Consider the following 12,479-nt stretch of genomic DNA (forward strand, 5'->3'; position numbering starts at 1 on the left):
GCCATGCCGATACCGACGGTGACGATGTCGTTGGGCACGAACTGCATCGTGTCGTAGATCGCCATACCCGCCGAGAACGAGCCACCGGGCGAGTTGATGGAGAGGTAGATGTCCTTCTGCGAGTCCTCCGCAGCAAGAAGCAGAATCTTCGCGCAGATCTCGTTCGCGTTCTCGTCGCGCACCTCCGACCCCAGCCAGATGATGCGGTCTCTCAGCAGCCTGTCGAAGACGCTCGTCGCGACCAGTGGTTCAGCCATGTGTGCTCCCGTGTTCGTTGCGTGACATCGAATCTACCGGCGGGGTTCGGGCGACCCGCTCGTGTTCGCCGTAGGCAGATCGTGCGGCGCGGTGAGCTCCCGGGCGTACGCCTCGACCGAGCGGCGATAACGGGTGAGGTGCGGTGCGAGGGCCGCCAAGGCGACGGATGCCGCGGCATCCGGCTGACCTGCCGAAACGAGCGTGAGGGCATAGAACGCGGCTACCTCGTCTCGGAGCTCCACCGCGGCACCGCGCTCGTACTCGGGCCGGAGCAGGTCCAGAGCCTCCTCGACACGGCCAAGGTTGCGCAGCGTGCTCGCGAGCTGGATGACAGCCTGCGGGAGTTCGGGGCCCGAAAGGCCCGCGGCAATCGCTGCGCGGTACAGGGACTCTGCCTCGCGCTCCAACCCGGCGGCATCCCGTGCGCCTGCGCGTTCGAACAGCGCACGCGGATCGTCTCCGGCGCGCTCGGCTGCGATCGCATCGATGAGCACAATTCGCTCCTCGTCGGTGAGGGAATCATCCGCCCACACGGCAGCCACCCGCTTATCCCAGGTCTGCACCATCTACCCCTTGCTAGGGCAAAGGGCGGATGCTGCGTGCTGCAGCATCCGCCCTTCGTAACCGTTTGGTCTACTAGGCGTCGGCCTTCTTCGAGGTGCGCGGTGCGCGCTTCTTCGGCGCCGGCTTCTCTTCGGCCTCGATGATCTCGTCGGCGTCGGCTGCGGCATCGGCGATGTCCTGAGCCTCCTCGACGACCTCTTCCTCAGCCTCGTCCTCGGCGAGCACGAGGTGCGCGGACAGGTCGACGGCAGCGCCGGCCGTGTCGACGATCTTCACGTCGCGCAGTGCGCGGACAAGCGCCTTGCTGCGCGCAACCTCGCCCACCATCGCCGGAAGCTGGTTGCCCTGCTGAATCGCGTTCACGAAGTCCTGCGGCGACATACCGTATTGTGCAGCCGACTGGATGAGGTACTGCGTGAGCTCATCCTGCGAGACCTTGACGTCATACGTCTCGGTGAGCTTGTCGAGGATCATCTGCGTGCGGAACTGCTTCTCGGACGCCTCGGTGACCTCGGCGCGGTGCTCATCGTCTTCGAGACGGCCCTCGCCCTCGAGGTGCTGGTGAACCTCGTCTTCGATGAGGCCGGCAGGCACCGGAATCTCAACCTGCTCGATCAGCATGTCAACGAGCTTGTCGCGCGCAGCGGCGGTCTGCTGCAGGCCCGACTGCTGGGAAGCAGTTGAACGCAGGCTTTCGCGGAGGTCCGCGATGGTGTCGAACTCGCTCGCGATCTGCGCGAAGTCGTCGTCTGCCTCGGGCAGCTCGCGCTCCTTGACGCTGGTCACGGTGACCGCAACCTCGGCCTCTTCACCGGCGTGGTCGCCACCGACGAGCTTCGAGCGGAACGTCGTGTCTTCACCTGCGGTGAGCGACTCGATGGCCTCGTCGATGCCCTCGAGCAGCTCGCCCGAACCAACCTCGTACGACACGCCCTCGGCGCGGTCGATCTCGGCACCTTCGATCGTGGCGACGAGGTTGAGCTCGACGAAGTCGCCAGAGGTGGCGGGGCGGTCCACGGTGATGAGCGTGCCGAAGCGAGCACGAAGCTTGTCGAGTTCGGCATCCACGGCAGCGTCGTCGACCTCGACCGCCTCGATCTCCACGGTGAGACTGTCCAGGGCGGGGAGGGTGACTTCGGGGCGAACATCGACCTCGATCTCGACCTTCAGGTCGCCAGAGAAGTCCTTCTCATTGGGCCACTCGGTGATGTCGGCGCTCGGGCGACCGATGACGCGCAGCTCCTGCGCCTCCACTGCCTCGCGGTAGAAGCGGTCGAGTCCGTCGTTGACGGCGTGCTCGAGGACTGCCCCGCGACCGATGCGCTGGTCGATGATCGGAGCCGGAACCTTGCCCTTGCGGAAGCCAGGGATCTGGACATCCTTCGCGATGTGCTCGTACGCGTGCGCGATGCTCGGCTTGAGTTCGTCGGGGGTGATCGAGAGCAGCAGCTTGACGCGGGTCGGGCTGAGCTTCTCGACAGTGCTGGTGACCATGCCTGTGTTGTTCTCCTCGTGCTGCACCGCACCGAAGCGCGGTGAAAGGTCTGGGTGTAGGGCCGTGACGTCGGGGCGACAGGATTTGAACCTGCGACTTCCCGCTCCCAAAGCGGGCGCTCTACCAAGCTGAGCTACGCCCCGGGCGGGATCTCACGCGCTGTGCGACAGACGGCCCACAGAAGTCTAGCTGACGCGCGGGCCAGCGTTGCGGGGTGCCGTCGATCTCCCGGGCGTTGGGGCTCTCCTCGGGGTAGGACGATTCGCCCGGCATTCGTCCTACGCCGGCGATTTCTCCTACCTTCGGGAGGCACCGGCGGGCGGCGGATGCGAGGACGGGTCGCGGTGCCCTATAGACTGTCGGATGCTGCGGCTCCGGCCGCTGCGGGGGCGTAGCTCAATGGTAGAGTCCCAGTCTTCCAAACTGGTTGTGCGGGTTCGATTCCCGTCGCCCCCTCCATCGCTCTCACGTGCGGCCGAAGGCCGTGCGGGAGGGCGATTGTGCGTGTTGCGGGAAGCGAACCCGCAGGGTGGGCCCACGCCGCCGGAGGCTCCGCGCGGCGCGGAGCGGCGCGTGGAGTGGCGGTGGGGACGATTCCCGTCGCCCCCTCCAACCCACCGAGGCCTACTCGCCCGCGTCGCGGGCCTCGCGGTGCGCTGCGACGTGCTCGCGGTAGACCTCGGCGTTACGCAGGATGCCGAGCTTCTCGTCTTCCGTGAGCTCACGACGCACCTTCGCGGGGACGCCGGCGACCATCGATCCGGGCGGGATGATCGTGCCGCCGAGAACGAGTGCTCCCCCGGCCACGAGTGATCCCGCACCGATGACGGCGCCGGAGAGAATCACGGATCCCATACCGATGAGGCATCCGTCTTCGACGGTGCAGCCGTGGACGACGGCGTTGTGGCCGACCGAGACGTTCGCGCCGATGACCACCGGGCTGCCGGCATCCACATGCACCGAAACGTTGTCCTGCAGATTCGAACCGGCGCCGACCGTGATCGACGCGCTGTCGCCGCGAAGCACAGCGTTGTACCAGACGCTGGACTCGGGCCCGAGCCGAACGTCGCCGATCACGCGCGCGCCTGCCGCGAGGAAGGCTGACTCGTCGATCTCGGGCCTCAGCCCGGCGATGGAAAGAACGGATGCAGCGTCGGAATTCATGCCTTGACAGTAGGGCAGGGGCGTGTCACGGGGCTAGACGAGGTGCGTCACCCGTCCTCCGAGCAGGGTCGCACGAACCTCCATCGACCGCAGCGCGGATTCGGATGCCGTCATCGGATCTTCCCCGCACAGCACGAGGTCTGCGACCGCCCCCGGTTCGATGCGACCGGGAGCAGTGGAGCCCCCGTGTGTCGACGCACCCAGCGCGACACGTGCGTCAACGGCCTGGTCGACCTGCCACGGTGAGCGACCGTCGCGGGTGCGATAGATCGCCGATGCCATCGCCGCCCACGGATCGAGCTGCGCCACCGGCGCATCGGAGCCGAACAGCAGATTCGCTCCCGCGTCCACCAGCGCGCGGAAGGGGTATGGCCTGGCGATCTGGGCCGACCAGATCGTGTCGGAGAGGTCCCGGTCATCGAGCGCATGCTCCGGCTGGACGCTCGCCCCGACACCGAGGCGAGCAAAACGCGGGATGTCGACGGCCGAAACCAGCTGGGCATGCTCGATCGTTCCGGTCGCTCCCGTCACCGCGAACGCGTCAAGCGCGTGAGTGTTCGCGAGATCGCCGATCGCGTGGATCGCACATGAGATGCCGTGAGCCGCGGCATCCGTCATGAGTGCGACCAGCTCCGCGGGCGGGATGGTCAGAACCCCGTGATTGTGTGCATCGCCGGGATACGGATGCGAGCACGCGGCCGTTCGGGTTCCCAGCGACCCATCGGTGATGACCTTCAACGGTCCCACCGTCACCAGCTCGCTCAGCCGGTCGCCGCTGCGCCATCCCGTCTCGATGAGCCGGCTGAGCTGCGACGGGTAGGTGCCGAACTCGACGCGCAGTGAATCGAAGCCCGCCGCAACACGGCGAGACCACGCGTCCGCATTCCACCCCATGTCGAGGTCAACGATCCCGACGACCCCCCGGGATGCGGCGTGTCGTGCGAGCTCGGCGACGGCCTCGTCGTCGTCATCGGGGGTAGCAGCCGCCAGCCGACGAGTGATCTCAAAGGCCGGCTCCTCCCGCAGCATCCCCGATGCGTCCGGGGGCGTGATCTCCTCGCGCGCAAAGGCGGCAGAGTTCAACCACACACTGTGCAGGTCCGCGTTGATCAGGTACGTGGGGATGCCGCCGGTTGCCTCATCCAGCATCTCGAGCGTCGGTTCGTCGGGCCAGAAGGCATCCCGAAAGCCCGCACCAACATGGATGCCGCGACCGAGGAGCGGGGCGCCCGCCATGATGTGAGCGGCATGAAGCGCTGATTCGGCAGCACCGAGCGGCTCACGCTGTCGGGTGAGAGCGGCGGACACCGTGTGCACGTGGTGATCCCACAGGCCCGGGATGAGCCACGCGCCGTCTGCCTGCAGCACCTCGCCGACCGGACGAACAGCGCCGGCGGGGGCAAGATCACTGATGCGGCCACCCTCGATGAAGACGTCATACGCGCCGTCGACGGGCAAGAGCTCGCTTCCCGGTCCTGTGATCTGCACGCCGACAATTGTCGACACCGTCGCGCCGAGGGCACTCATGCGCGGGCGTCGTTCGCGCGGCGCATCTCCGCGGCAAGCGTCGGATTGTGATGCGGGCCGTCGTTCTCAAGCTCACGGATGACGTGATCGACGAGCTCGACCGGACGATTCTGACTGAGCTTGCGCTTGGCCGTCACCGACGTCGGCGTGAGGCGAAAGCCCACGGTGCCGCGCTCGAGTCGCTCGACGAAGTCGGCATCGTTCGGGCGCTCCCACAGCAGCCGGGGCTCGGACATCGGGGACTCAAAACGCGCAACCAAGCGATCGAGCACGCGCAGGTTCTCCTCCGTGGACAGCAGCTCGGGTACGCCCCGCAGGTGGACTGTCACAAAGTTCCAGGTCGGGACGCTCGGCCGGTCACCGTACCATCCGGGTGAGATGTAGCCGTGCGGCCCCTGGAAGACGATGAGAAGCTCACGTTCTCCGAGCCCCAGGATCAGGTCATCGGGCTTGCCGACGTGACCGACGACGGTGAGGTCGTCTCTCGTGTCATCCAGAAGCACTGCATAGTGCGAGGCGACGAGACCGTCATCCGTCGAACTGACGAGTGTCGCCCACGGATTGTGTTCGACAACCCGCCGCAACTCGCCAACATCGGTCATGGCGAAGCTCGGGTTCTGGCGCATGCGTTCAGCCTAAGGCGGCAGGATCCATGGTCACGCTTGGCACCGGGGGCACCAGTACAGCTTCCGCGACGCAGCCTCTTCGACGATGATTGCGGTGCCACAGATGCGGCACGGCAGCCCGGCGCGGTGGTAGACCCAGTGACGGTCGTCGCGGTGTGCCATGGCGCGGCGGTAGGCGTCGGCATCCAGGTCGTCCATCGTCATCATCTGGCCGGTCTCGACGCCGATCTGCAGCAGTCGCGTCCAGTCACGCCAGAGTGACCTCACCGTCTCTTCCGGCACGTCACGCCCAGGAGTGTGCGGGTTCAATCGCGCACGGAACAGAAGCTCAGCTCGATAGACATTGCCGATTCCGCTGACGACCGACTGGTCCATCAGCAGCAGTCCGATCGGTGTCGGCGCCCGCCGCACCCGGGCGGTGAACCGCTCTTCACCCTCGGCGAGATCGTCGACGAGCGGATCCGGCCCGAGCTTTGCGATCGAGGCGGCTACCTCATCCGGCGTCTGCAGCTCGCATGCTGTCGGTCCCCGCAGATCAGCGCACGTCTCATCGGTGAGCAACCGCAGCCGAACCTGACCAACCACTGGCGGCGGCCACTGACCTTCCTCGTCGGGCAGGCCTGTCGTCTGCTCCGACATCCGCACGTGAACCCGTGCTCGCCGGGGGGCCCCGATCGAGGTGAGCGAATTCTCGCCCGCGGCATCCAGAATCGGCTCGTCGATCACCGTGCCGCGCTGGTTGGTCTGCCCCATCCGGCCGTTGGCCGCCGCGATGGTCGGGTCGGCGTCGATCACGCCCGCGAAGTCCCACGCACCGTACATACCGAGGTGCACACGCAGCCACAGATCCCCATCGAAGCGCAGGAACATCTGCTTGCCGACGGCACGGGCCTCGAGCATCTCTCGTCCCGCGAGCGCAGCTGCACCCTCGGCGAAGCGGCCCTGCGGACTGGATGCGTCAACCAGACGACCGACGAAGTTCCGCGCGAACTGCCGGGCGATCCGGTGAACGGAATGACCCTCGGGCATCAACCAGCTTCTGGGTCGAACGAGTCCGTCGCCGCGGTGCTCGCCACATCACGCGGGTCAGGCAGCAGAGACCCGTCGGCCTCGTACGCCGCGATCTGGCCGATCCGGCGCACGTGACGCTCCTCGTTCGAGAACGGCGTCTCGATGAACCGGTCGATAAAGGTCACGACCTCGTCGAAAGAGTGCTGCCGGGCTCCGATGGCGATGACGTTCGCATCGTTGTGCTGCCGGGCGAGTTCCGCGGTTGCGATGCTCCACACGAGGGCGGCACGGATGCCACGCACCTTGTTCGCGGCGATCTGCTCACCGTTGCCCGATCCCCCGAACACGATCCCGAGAGCTTCGACTCCCGCGCTCTGATCGGCGACGACGCCAAGAGCGGCACGGATACAAAACGATGGGTAGTCGTCGACGGCGTCGTACTCGATCGGACCGTGGTCGATGACCTCGTGACCCTGCTCGGCCAAATGGTGCTGGAGTTGCGTGGAGAACTCCATGCCGGCGTGGTCGGTGGCGATATGGATGCGCATGGCTCCCATCCTAGGGAAGCGCCGGTGAGCGACGGGGACCGATATTCGCCGATATGATGTTTTCATCATGCCATTGAATGATGCCCAACGCCCGCTTTACGAAGTCAAGGCCAACCTGTTCAAGGGGCTCGCTCATCCGTTCCGCATCCGCATCCTTGAACTCTTGTCTTCGAGCCCAGAAGTGAGCGTGGCCGATCTGCAAGCTGAGACGGCGCTCGAGGCCTCGCACCTGTCGCAACACCTGGCGGTGCTCCGCCGCCATCGCCTCGTGCAGTCGGAGCGCCGAGGCAGCCACGTGTTCTACCGACTTGCCGATCCCCGCGTTGCCGACCTGCTGGCTGTCGCACGAGCGCTGCTCCTGAGCATGCTGGAAGCCGACAGTGCTCAGTTGGCCCACGTCGACACACTGCCCTCGTTCGGCACGGTAGCGCCATGAGCCGGGCACGACGCTCGGCCCGGTCGCTCGCACGATCGGCGCGAGCGCTCTTGCCGAGCATCCAGGACTATCGCCGACTGCCACGCACGTGGCGGGGAGACCTCGTTGCCGGGGTCACCGTCGGAATCGTCGCGCTGCCACTTGCGCTCGGGTTCGGCGTGAGCTCCGGTCTCTCAGCTGAAGCGGGCCTGGTCACGGCGATCGTCGCGGGCATCCTGGCGGCGGTGTTCGGCGGGTCCAATGTGCAGGTTTCCGGGCCGACCGGAGCGATGGTCGTCGTTCTGGTTCCCATCGTCGCGACCCATGGTGCCGGTGCCGTGGTCGCTGTCACGGCGATCGCGGGCGTCATCGTTATCGCTGCCGGCGCTCTACGGCTCGGTCGCGCGGTTTCGTTCATCCCCTGGCCTGTCATCGAAGGGTTCACCCTGGGGATCGCAGTCATCATCTTCCTTCAGCAGGTCCCGCTTCTCACCTCACCGCATGCCGTGCACGCCGGCGAACACTCGTCGAACGCGATCATCGCCGCCGTCCAATCGATCGCCGAGGCCGACTGGTCGTATGTGCCGTGGTCTCTGGGAGCCGCCGCGATCGTGGCCGTCATCATGCTGATTGCGCCTCGGATTCACCGCGCCCTTCCCGGTTCCCTGATCGGTATCGCCGTCGTGACGGTGCTTGCCCTGATCGTCGCTACGCCGCTATCGACGATCGGCGCCCTTCCCTCGAGCCTGCCGGCGCCATCCGTTCCCTCGCTCGACCCGGCTGTCATCGGTCAGCTGCTGCTACCCGCGCTGACAGTGGCGGCGCTTGCGGCCATCGAGTCGCTGCTTTCGGCTCGTGTTGCGGCGTCGCTTGCCGACACGGGACCCTATGACCCCGATCGCGAACTCGTCGGCCAGGGCATCGCCTCACTCGGTTCCGCACTTTTCGGGGGGATGCCTGCCACCGGCGCCATCGCGAGAACGGCCGTGAACGTGCGTTCAGGTGGGCGCACACGCGTTGCCGCGATCACGCACGCGCTCGTCCTGCTGCTCGTTGTCATGGTGATCTCCCAGCCCGTCGGCGCGATCCCGCTCGCTGCTCTCGCAGGGGTGCTGATGATGACGGCTGTCCGGATGGTGCATGCCTCGACGGTGCGAGCGATCATGACCTCGACACGCGCCGATGCGATCGCCTTCGTCATCACCGCGCTCGTGACGGTGTCATTCGATCTCATCGTTGCGGTCATCATCGGCGTTCTGTTCGCAGGAGTCATTGCGGTGCGCAGCCTCTCCCGCCAAACCGGCGTGCGCCGCGAACCCATCAACGGAGAAGCGGTCCACGGGGATGAACGGATCGCGATCATCGCCATCGACGGGCCCCTCTTCTTCGCCTCCGCCGACCGCGTTTTCGAGCAGGTCGCGTCTCTCACCGATGTCTCGGTCGTCGTGCTCCGGATGTCTCAACTCGAGCTGGTGGACGCCACGGGCGCACGGATGCTGGCCGACATCATCCAGTCGCTCGAGCGACGCGGCATCACGGTGTTGATCAAAGGTGTGCAGCCGCTTCACGACGGTCTGTTCCGGCGAGTCGGGGTCTTGGATTCCCTGCGCCACCAGAATCACCTCTTCGCTGACCTGCCCGCAGCGATAACCCACGCCCGCAGTCACATCGCGCGAGAACTCGCGGCGTAGGCTTGGGGGTTGTCGCGCCCACAATGCGCGAGGCCGTGTCGCGGCATCCCTGAACCCTCACACACTTGGGAGCATCCGAAAGTGCCTGGAGAAAACCTCACCCGCATCGAAGCGCAGGAACGTCGCGGCGTCCTTGACACGCAGTCCTATGAGGTCGAGCTCGATCTGACCACCGGCCCGGAGGTGTTCCGCTCCACCTCAACGGTGCGGTTCACCGCAACCGAGGGCGCGTCGACGTTCATCGACCTGATCGCGCGGAACGTCCACTCGATCACGCTCAACGGGCGCAGCATTCCGGCATCCGCGTTCGCGGAGTCCCGGATCGCGCTCGATGAGCTGGCCCTTGAGAACGAACTCATCGTCGTCGCCGACTGCGAATACACGAACACCGGCGAGGGTCTGCACCGATTCGTCGACCCGGTCGACGGCGAGGTCTACCTCTACACACAGTTCGAAGTGCCCGACTCCCGGCGGGTCTTCGCCGTGTTCGAGCAGCCCGATCTGAAGGCGACGTTCCAGTTCACGGTGACCGCTCCCGCGTCGTGGAAGGTGATCTCCAACTCCCCCACCCCTGAACCCACACCCAGCGGCGAGGGCGTCGCGACGTGGGAGTTCGAGCCGACCCCACGCATCTCGTCGTACATCACCGCTCTCATCGCGGGGCCCTACGAGTCGACGTTCTCGGAGTTGACGAGCGCGTCGGGCCGCGTCATCCCGCTCGGGATCTTCGCCCGCAAGAGCCTGTGGCAGTACCTCGACGCCGACTACATCTTCGAGAAGACGCGTCAGGGCTTCGCCTACTACGAAGACAAGTTCGACTACCCGTACCCGTTCGCGAAGTACGATCAGCTCTTCGTCCCCGAGTTCAACGCGGGTGCGATGGAGAACGCGGGAGCCGTGACCTTCACCGAGGTGTACGTATTCCGCAGCAAGGTGACGGATGCCGTCAAGGAGCGCCGCGTCGTCACGATCCTGCACGAGCTCGCCCACATGTGGTTCGGGGACCTCGTCACCATGAAGTGGTGGAACGATCTGTGGCTCAATGAGTCGTTCGCGGAGTGGGCCTCCACGATCGCCACGGCCGAGGCCACCGAGTGGACCGAGGCGTGGACGACCTTCAACGCGATGGAGAAGACCTGGGCCTACCGCCAGGACCAGCTCCCCTCGACGCACCCCGTCGTCGCGGAGATTCGCGACCTCGAAGACGTTCAGGTGAACTTCGACGGCATCACCTACGCCAAGGGCGGCTCGGTGCTCAAGCAGCTGGCCGCGTGGGTCGGGATCGACGAGTTCTTCGCCGGGGTGGGCGCCTACTTCCGTAAGCACGAATACGGCAACACGGAACTTCGCGACCTGCTGACCGAGCTGGAGACCACCAGCGGACGCGAACTGACCGAGTGGTCGAAGAAGTGGCTCGAGACCGCGGGCGTCAACACCCTCTCCCCCGCGATTGTCGAGGCCGCAGATGGCACGATCTCGGCGTTCAAGATCGTGCAGACGGCACCGGCCGACTATCCGACCATCCGTCCGCACCGGCTCGGGGTCGGGTTCTACGACCTGCAGAACGGGGAACTCGTTCGCACCCACTTCACGGAATTGGACGTCGACGGAGACCTCACCGACGTACCCGAGCTCGTCGGCCTCGCCCGGCCCGACCTAGTGCTCCTGAACGACCACGATCTCGCGTACGCGAAGATCCGTCTCGACGAGCGCTCTCTGCAGACGGCGATCGACCATCTCTCGAAGATCTCCGACCCGCTTGCCCGCTCGCTCGTCTGGGGTGCGGCGTGGGATCAGACGCGGGATGCCGAGGCGTCGGCATCCGACTATCTCGACCTGGTCCTCGGCAACATCGCCTCTGAGACCGAGTCGACCACCGTGCGAACGACTCTCGCGCAGCTTCAGCTGGCGGCCAACTCCTATGTGAGCCCCGACAAGCGCGACACGTCTCGTCAGAAGGTGGCCGACGGGCTATGGGCCCTTGCCCAAGCTGCGGATGCCGGAAGCGACAGCCAACTGCAGTTCGTCACCGCGTTCGCGAGTTCCGCTGCAACCCCGGAACACTGGGAGACCGTGCGTGGTCTGCGCGCCGGCGAGATTTGCCTCGACGGTCTCACGATCGACACTGACCTGTCGTGGCAGCTGCTGGTATCGCTGGCCGCAGGCGGGGTCATCACCGAGGGCGTCATCGACGAAGCGCTGGCTGCAGACAACACGGCCAAGGGCGCCGAGTTCGCCGCCCAGGCCAAAGCTGCGCTGCCGACCCCCGAAGCAAAGAGTGCTGCGTGGTCGTCGTTGGTCGACTCCGATCGCCTGCCCAACACGCTCGTACGTGCCGCAGGTCTCGGCTTCACGCACCCTGCCGGCGTGCTGCTTCTCGATGAGTTCGTGGACCAATACTTCGCGATGCTGCTTCCGGTCTGGGAATCGCGCACCTACAAGATCGCCGAGTACCTTGTGCTCGGCCTGTACCCCGCACCGCTGGCGAACGCGAAGCTTCGCGACGCGACGCGCGCGTGGCTCACCGCCAACGCGGAAGCGCCTGCAGCGCTGCGCCGGTTGGTGGCCGAAAACCTCGCCGGGGTCGAGCGTGCCTTGGCGGTCCAGGAGCGCGACGCGAACTGAGCCACATTGCCACCACCTGCGCCCCGAGTGATCCAGCATCGCTCGGGGCGCAGGTTCTAGGATTCGTCTGATGCACAGATTCGATACGGCTACCACCTCGGGAAGCCTGTGGGATGGCTTTCTCAAGCTGCTCGGTGAGATCGGCGGCACGCTTCTGCAGATCGTCATCGTCCTCGCGAGCGCCGTGGTGGTCGTCTGGGTGCTGCGCCTGATCATCCGACGGGTCGTTCGCCGGATCGTCGAAGGCGCCAAGTCTCGTGCTCGCGTCGACGATACGCAGGCACTTGAGCGCTCGCCGCTGGCATCCGTTCGCCTGGTGCAGCGCACCCGCACGCTCGGGTCCATCATGCAGAACATCGTCAACGTGACAGTGGTGATCGTCGCGATCCTGCTGATCATCCTGATCCTCGCCGGCCCACAGGTGATGGGCTCGTTCACGCTGCTGAGCGCAGCCATCGGGGCAGGCCTCGGATTCGGCGCCCAGAACATCGTTAAGGATGTGCTCAACGGGATTTTCATCGTCGCCGAAGACCAGGTCGGCATCGGCGACGTCGC

11 protein-coding genes, 2 tRNA genes and 1 pseudogene are annotated in these 12,479 nt (G+C 66.0%); 5 read left to right on the top strand and 9 right to left on the bottom strand.

Going from position 1 to position 12,479, the window contains the following annotated elements; all coding sequences use genetic code 11:
• The 4 genes from Q1V87_RS00320 to Q1V87_RS00335 form a co-directional block, all read right to left on the bottom strand.
• A partial coding sequence (locus tag Q1V87_RS00320) for an ATP-dependent Clp protease proteolytic subunit (protein ID WP_300590364.1) occupies nucleotides 1-257 on the bottom strand: 257 nt, incomplete at its 3' end.
• A 33-nt stretch (nucleotides 258-290) separates the two neighbouring features.
• A complete protein-coding gene (locus tag Q1V87_RS00325; protein ID WP_300590365.1) occupies nucleotides 291-824 on the bottom strand; it encodes a tetratricopeptide repeat protein in 534 nt (177 codons plus the stop codon).
• Between the two features lie 70 nt (nucleotides 825-894).
• A complete protein-coding gene (gene tig / locus Q1V87_RS00330; RefSeq protein ID WP_300590366.1) occupies nucleotides 895-2,316 on the bottom strand; it encodes a trigger factor in 1,422 nt (473 codons plus the stop codon).
• Between the two features lie 70 nt (nucleotides 2,317-2,386).
• A tRNA-Pro gene (locus Q1V87_RS00335) sits at nucleotides 2,387-2,460 on the bottom strand.
• Nucleotides 2,461-2,702: 242 nt separating this feature from the next.
• Here Q1V87_RS00335 and Q1V87_RS00340 point away from each other — a divergent pair.
• Nucleotides 2,703-2,776 (top strand) — tRNA-Gly (locus tag Q1V87_RS00340).
• A 165-nt stretch (nucleotides 2,777-2,941) separates the two neighbouring features.
• Here the strand turns inward: Q1V87_RS00340 and Q1V87_RS00345 are convergent.
• From Q1V87_RS00345 to Q1V87_RS00365, 5 genes are read right to left on the bottom strand one after another with little or no spacing between them, the layout of a single operon-like run.
• Nucleotides 2,942-3,481: a gamma carbonic anhydrase family protein gene (locus tag Q1V87_RS00345; RefSeq protein ID WP_300590367.1), complete on the bottom strand. Its 540-nt coding sequence runs from the start codon at nucleotides 3,479-3,481 to the stop codon at nucleotides 2,942-2,944.
• A gap of 33 nt (nucleotides 3,482-3,514) precedes the next feature.
• Entirely contained in the window at nucleotides 3,515-5,008 is a 1,494-nt protein-coding gene (locus Q1V87_RS00350) for an amidohydrolase family protein (protein ID WP_300590368.1), read from the bottom strand.
• Nucleotides 5,005-5,634 (bottom strand): FMN-binding negative transcriptional regulator, encoded by a 630-nt coding sequence (locus tag Q1V87_RS00355; protein WP_300590369.1) that lies wholly within the window; start codon nucleotides 5,632-5,634, stop codon nucleotides 5,005-5,007. The genes Q1V87_RS00350 and Q1V87_RS00355 overlap by 4 nt, the downstream gene beginning before the upstream one ends.
• 30 nt (nucleotides 5,635-5,664) lie before the next feature.
• Complete coding sequence (locus Q1V87_RS00360) at nucleotides 5,665-6,663, bottom strand: DNA-formamidopyrimidine glycosylase family protein (protein ID WP_300590370.1); 999 nt, start codon at nucleotides 6,661-6,663, stop codon at nucleotides 5,665-5,667.
• Nucleotides 6,663-7,193, bottom strand: coding sequence for a ribose-5-phosphate isomerase (locus Q1V87_RS00365; protein WP_300590371.1), 531 nt, complete (start codon nucleotides 7,191-7,193; stop codon nucleotides 6,663-6,665). Before Q1V87_RS00365 ends, Q1V87_RS00360 begins: the two co-directional genes overlap by 1 nt.
• Before the next feature lie 67 nt (nucleotides 7,194-7,260).
• Between Q1V87_RS00365 and Q1V87_RS00370 the strand changes: the two genes are divergently transcribed.
• From Q1V87_RS00370 to Q1V87_RS00385, 4 genes and pseudogenes are all read left to right on the top strand, one after another.
• Nucleotides 7,261-7,629: a metalloregulator ArsR/SmtB family transcription factor gene (locus Q1V87_RS00370; protein WP_300590372.1), complete on the top strand. Its 369-nt coding sequence runs from the start codon at nucleotides 7,261-7,263 to the stop codon at nucleotides 7,627-7,629.
• Nucleotides 7,626-9,299 (top strand): SulP family inorganic anion transporter, encoded by a 1,674-nt coding sequence (locus Q1V87_RS00375; protein ID WP_300590373.1) that lies wholly within the window; start codon nucleotides 7,626-7,628, stop codon nucleotides 9,297-9,299. The genes Q1V87_RS00370 and Q1V87_RS00375 overlap by 4 nt, the downstream gene beginning before the upstream one ends.
• 81 nt (nucleotides 9,300-9,380) lie before the next feature.
• The gene (pepN, locus tag Q1V87_RS00380; RefSeq protein ID WP_300590374.1) at nucleotides 9,381-11,924 is read left to right on the top strand and encodes an aminopeptidase N; all 2,544 of its coding nucleotides are present in this window, start codon (nucleotides 9,381-9,383) and stop codon (nucleotides 11,922-11,924) included.
• A gap of 70 nt (nucleotides 11,925-11,994) precedes the next feature.
• Nucleotides 11,995-12,479 (top strand): annotated as a pseudogene (locus tag Q1V87_RS00385) (mechanosensitive ion channel domain-containing protein); the annotation flags it as partial.

It is taken from the genome of Microbacterium sp., assembly GCF_030149085.1.
In the GTDB taxonomy this organism is placed as follows: domain Bacteria; phylum Actinomycetota; class Actinomycetes; order Actinomycetales; family Microbacteriaceae; genus Microbacterium.

What these genes read in the sequence shown, in the direction of transcription:
- Q1V87_RS00325 (WP_300590365.1), bottom strand. Translation starts at nt 824, where the DNA reads ATGGTGCAGACCTGGGATAAGCGGGTGGCTGCCGTGTGGGCGGATGAT.
- tig (WP_300590366.1), bottom strand. Translation starts at nt 2,316, where the DNA reads ATGGTCACCAGCACTGTCGAGAAGCTCAGCCCGACCCGCGTCAAGCTG.
- Q1V87_RS00345 (WP_300590367.1), bottom strand. Translation starts at nt 3,481, where the DNA reads ATGAATTCCGACGCTGCATCCGTTCTTTCCATCGCCGGGCTGAGGCCC.
- Q1V87_RS00350 (WP_300590368.1), bottom strand. Translation starts at nt 5,008, where the DNA reads ATGAGTGCCCTCGGCGCGACGGTGTCGACAATTGTCGGCGTGCAGATC.
- Q1V87_RS00355 (WP_300590369.1), bottom strand. Translation starts at nt 5,634, where the DNA reads ATGCGCCAGAACCCGAGCTTCGCCATGACCGATGTTGGCGAGTTGCGG.
- Q1V87_RS00360 (WP_300590370.1), bottom strand. Translation starts at nt 6,663, where the DNA reads ATGCCCGAGGGTCATTCCGTTCACCGGATCGCCCGGCAGTTCGCGCGG.
- Q1V87_RS00365 (WP_300590371.1), bottom strand. Translation starts at nt 7,193, where the DNA reads ATGCGCATCCATATCGCCACCGACCACGCCGGCATGGAGTTCTCCACG.
- Q1V87_RS00370 (WP_300590372.1), top strand. Translation starts at nt 7,261, where the DNA reads ATGCCATTGAATGATGCCCAACGCCCGCTTTACGAAGTCAAGGCCAAC.
- Q1V87_RS00375 (WP_300590373.1), top strand. Translation starts at nt 7,626, where the DNA reads ATGAGCCGGGCACGACGCTCGGCCCGGTCGCTCGCACGATCGGCGCGA.